This is a genomic window from Campylobacter portucalensis (genome assembly GCF_009690845.1).
Classification (GTDB): domain Bacteria; phylum Campylobacterota; class Campylobacteria; order Campylobacterales; family Campylobacteraceae; genus Campylobacter_B; species Campylobacter_B portucalensis.
In genome coordinates this window covers 1-4323 of record NZ_VWSJ01000081.1, presented here as the reverse complement: position 1 = coordinate 4323, position 4323 = coordinate 1, and the positions used below count along the sequence as shown (strand labels likewise).

At 27.3% G+C, this 4323-nt stretch carries 4 protein-coding genes and 1 pseudogene; all 5 read left to right on the top strand.

Features of this window, described 5'->3' with window-relative positions; genetic code table 11:
* A pseudogene (locus F1B92_RS08940) lies at positions 1-222 on the top strand (hypothetical protein); the annotation flags it as partial.
* Positions 223-298: 76 nt separating this feature from the next.
* Positions 299-991 (top strand): hypothetical protein, encoded by a 693-nt coding sequence (locus tag F1B92_RS08735; RefSeq protein ID WP_154571451.1) that lies wholly within the window; start codon positions 299-301, stop codon positions 989-991.
* Entirely contained in the window at positions 985-2166 is a 1182-nt protein-coding gene (locus F1B92_RS08730) for a Calx-beta domain-containing protein (protein WP_154571450.1), read from the top strand. The genes F1B92_RS08735 and F1B92_RS08730 overlap by 7 nt, the downstream gene beginning before the upstream one ends.
* A gap of 191 nt (positions 2167-2357) precedes the next feature.
* Positions 2358-2960: a hypothetical protein gene (locus F1B92_RS08725; protein ID WP_154571449.1), complete on the top strand. Its 603-nt coding sequence runs from the start codon at positions 2358-2360 to the stop codon at positions 2958-2960.
* Positions 2957-4323 (top strand): Calx-beta domain-containing protein (locus F1B92_RS08720; RefSeq protein WP_195836348.1); only part of this gene is annotated, 1367 nt, incomplete at its 3' end. The genes F1B92_RS08725 and F1B92_RS08720, both read left to right, overlap by 4 nt.

The following is a 4323-nucleotide window of genomic DNA, read 5'->3' as shown; positions in this document are numbered from 1 at the left end:
ACACTACTTAAAGAGTTTGATACAAACAAAGATGGAGTAATAGATATAAAAGATAACTCTAACTTAGCCTTATGGCAAGATAAAAATAATAATGGCATAACTGATAAAGGAGAATTAACTTATATAGGAGATACTAACTCACCAATTAAAAATATATCTATAAACCCACTTGATACACTACTAAGTGGGTATGATAAGAACTTAAAAGTTATTAATAAATGAAAATAATATTAAAAAATAACAATATTTTAAGCTTAGTTTCAATACAATATGCAAATTTATAATAAAGGGATAAATTTTGAATAAAAATAAAATGAGTCAGACTCCAAAAACAGATGGTGAAATTCCACTACTAATTATAAAAGACTACAACAACAAACTAAATATAAAATTATGCTTTATGTTGGCTTGTTTTATTTTTATATATAGATTTTTTGATATTAATCATCAAAGTGTTTTTACCCTAAGGCTAGAAAGTGATGCTATTATTTTAATATTATTAGTAATTTTTGCTTATCTATTCAAAAAAAATACAACAATAGAGTTTTTTAATGATAAAATTATTTTTAGTGATATCTTCTTTTCCACTACAAACAATAATCATATAGAACTAAACAAACTAAATAACGATGAAATATTTATAACGCCATACTCCATTATTTTCTTTAGTTCAGTGATAGAAAACTTATCATTTGGAAAAAATTTATCAATATTTTCACACAACACCAACTCATCAATAGCCAAATTAGCTTCAACATTTGCAAATTATCTATTTTTTATCTTTTTATTTCCGTTTACTCTATTGTTAAAACTAGCAGGAGCTATAAAAAGCATTGAATTTAACTTTTTAAGGATAGACAATCTATCTATACCGCTATCAGAACTTTCAGAAAATGAATATTTAAAACTAAATGAATATTTTAAAAATAACTTAAATTTAGAGATTAAAAATATCAAAAAAATTAACCTAAAAGGAGAACAGATATGTTAGCTTATGATTTAGGAAGCAGTGCTTTTATAGAGTATATAGAAAAAGTGTATGGTAGACAAAGAGCTTTGAAATATCTAAATAAAATGGTTCAGATAATGAACAAAGCTGGAGAAGATTGGGACAATTGCAAAACTGTCGATGAAAATTTATCTAAATTAATAGGTGATCTAACACAGATGTTGGCAACAGATGTTGCTCTCAGAGGTAAAAGCTTCATTTCAAATGCAATATCTGATACAGTTCAAACTTTTCTTGATAGTCAAGGCATATCCATTGGTAACCTATCCCAAAACCTATACGATCTTACACAAGAAGTAGAATCATATCTAAATGAACGCTCTCAAATAGAATATAAACTTAAACAAGATTATGATAAATTAAATGATGAAGCAAAAGCTGAACTAGCCAAAAATGGAATAAAACCTGACTTGCCAGGCTGGAATACAAAAATAAATGAAATGCAAGAAGCTCTAAGGCAAAAATTTGATAATAATATAAAAGGACTATTTCCATATTCTCAAATTCCCATAGATAGATTTGCAAATTTTGCAAACAAGAATGGAACTACAGCAAATAATTTAATCAAAAATAATAATTTAGTTGTGAGCAGAGATGGAAATTATGTTTTAGTTCCAGAAGATGGAAATTTAAAACTTCCAAATGGAGATGCGGTTCCATTTGATTTTGTTTGTGACATAAAAAATAAAATAATAAGTTTTTCAATCTCAAATCCAACAGTCTATGAAACAGACGGAAAAATAGAATTTACTATAACCCTAAATAAAGCATTAAATGAAGATCTAAAATTAAAACTATCAACCATAGATGGAAGCGCTACAGGAGATAAAGACTTTGAAAGGATAAAAGATAAAGAATTTATAATTAAGGCAGGAAATTTATCTCAAAAATTTACTATAAAAGTAGCAAGTGATGGCATATATGAAAGTAGAGAAGAATTTATGCTAAAAGCAGTGTATGAAGAAGGTAGCTATAAAGGAGATGACTTAAAAGAAGTAATCAATCCAATAATTATGGCAAAAGCCACCATCCTAGACTTCCCTCAAGAAGATTGTCCTAAAACTCCTAAACCAAACATAAAACCTATATCTCTTGACTTGCCACCAACTCCAGTATATCCAACTACAAGTAGTGGCAGAAACTATATCTTAATTTAGTAATGTAAATTCTAGGTTTAGATATAAATTTAAAGATTAAACTTCAAAGATTTTAAATTTAAAGAAATACAAAACAAAATTAGTTATTTTTTATTATTTTAAGATTGAATTTGATATAATCCACAAGTTTTTGAATGTTGAAAATAAAAACATATTTAAATTGTTGGTAAGATATAAAAATAGGACAAAAAATGACAAGAGCGGTAATAATAATTTTTGAGCTATTAATTTCAAATTTTTTATTTTTATTAGTTTTTTGGCAAGGAAAAGAAATTTGGCTTTTTCTTGCTGGTATGAATATAGTTTTTATTTTAGTTATATTTTTATTACATAAGCATATTTATAAATTTGGAGATTTTTTATGCTTGTTTTTGTTATTATTTTATCTATTTTATGCAATCATGGATTTTGTGGCTTTTCCAAAAACTTTATCACAAAATAATACAAATCAATATTTCGGTAAAGTTAAAGACATTAACTATCACTTAAAGGGTATAGACTGCCACATTGATTTAGATTTAAATGGCAATAAAATACAAAGATTTCATTTGGATGATGATTGTCAAAAATACACAGTTGGTCTTGTTCATTTTCCAATGATTGAAATTATATCAAGAAGACAATTTCTTAATTCAGATTTGATATATATAATAAAAGATGACAAAAATAAAATTATATATCAAAATTATACAAGCGAAATTATAAAAGCAGATAAATTCTTTAGGGTAGTTATTGCGGTATTTGCTATCTTTATAGCTATTGTTTTAGAAAGAAAAGGAGTATTCAAAAAATGACAACAACAGTTTTAGGAGAAAAATCTATTGGTCAAATCAATGAAGCTATTAAGCATTTAGTTTCGGCAGGGTATTGTGCACCTATTGATGTAGTTAATTTTACAAACAATTTACCAGAAAATAAATCATCTGCTTATGCAAATTTATTACAATTTTTGGGTGATTTATTAAATAAAACTAGTTTCCAAATACCAGGTGCAGTTATTAGCACTGGAGAAAATATAAAAAAACTTAAAAGCGAACTTGCTAAAGGAAAAATGACTAATTCCACACTAGTATCTTTATCATCAGATTTGGTTAATATTATTTCAATAGGATTATCTATTGGTACTAAATTTACACCATACGGAATAGCTTTTTCAATAGGAGGGGCACTTTTATCAGCTCTTTCTTATAATTTAGGATACAGAGAAAGAAAACTACAAGCCAACTTCAACAAATTCTACCAATACCTTAACACCAAAGAAGCACAAGATTATATGAAATGCCCATATTGTTTAGATATTCAAATTTCAAGCCCTACCGTTTATGAAACTGAGGGAATTGCTAAATTTACCATAACTCTTGATAAAGAGTTAAAAGAAGATTTAAGACTTGATTTATTTACAGTAGAAGGAACTGCCACTGAAGATAAAGACTATGAAGGGGTTAAAAAATATAAAAATAGCATAACCATACCAGCTGGAGAAACTTCATATGAATATACTGTCAAAATAGCAAGTGATGGTAAATATGAAGATAGTGAGAATTTTTTATTGGTTGCAAAGCCAAGATATTATGGAGCAGATGTTCTTTCGCAGAATTTACCAGAATATATTTCAGGTCTTGCCACCATCCTAGATTTCCCACAAGAAGAATGCCCTAAAGCTATAAAACCAAACATAAAACCTATATCTCTTGACTTGCCACCAACTCCAGTATATCCAACTACAAGTAGTGGAGGTAAAAGTTATGGTGGAGGTAGTTGGAGTGGTGGTTATAGTTATGGTGGATATTATGGAGGTGGCTACTATCCATCAACTCCATCTAAACCAAGCCTACCTAATGTCCCATATATAGAGTGCTATAATGAACCATATCTTAACTCTATGATGATAGTTAAACTACCATCAAACAATACAAGAAGCTTATCAGCTTTAAACTATATGGCAAGAGATAACTCATTTAATCTATCATCTCCTTTACTAAAAGATAGTTTAAATCTATCAACACTAAATAATAAATCCATAAATCCTTTAAACTCATTAAATTTAAATTCTTTAAACTCAAACTTTATAAATTTAACATCATCAAATTTAAACGATACCACTTTAGACAATGCTTTAAATTTAAACAATACTACTTTAAATTCATCATCAAATTT

What these genes read in the sequence shown, in the direction of transcription:
- F1B92_RS08730 (WP_154571450.1), top strand. Translation starts at nt 985, where the DNA reads ATGTTAGCTTATGATTTAGGAAGCAGTGCTTTTATAGAGTATATAGAA.
- F1B92_RS08725 (WP_154571449.1), top strand. Translation starts at nt 2,358, where the DNA reads ATGACAAGAGCGGTAATAATAATTTTTGAGCTATTAATTTCAAATTTT.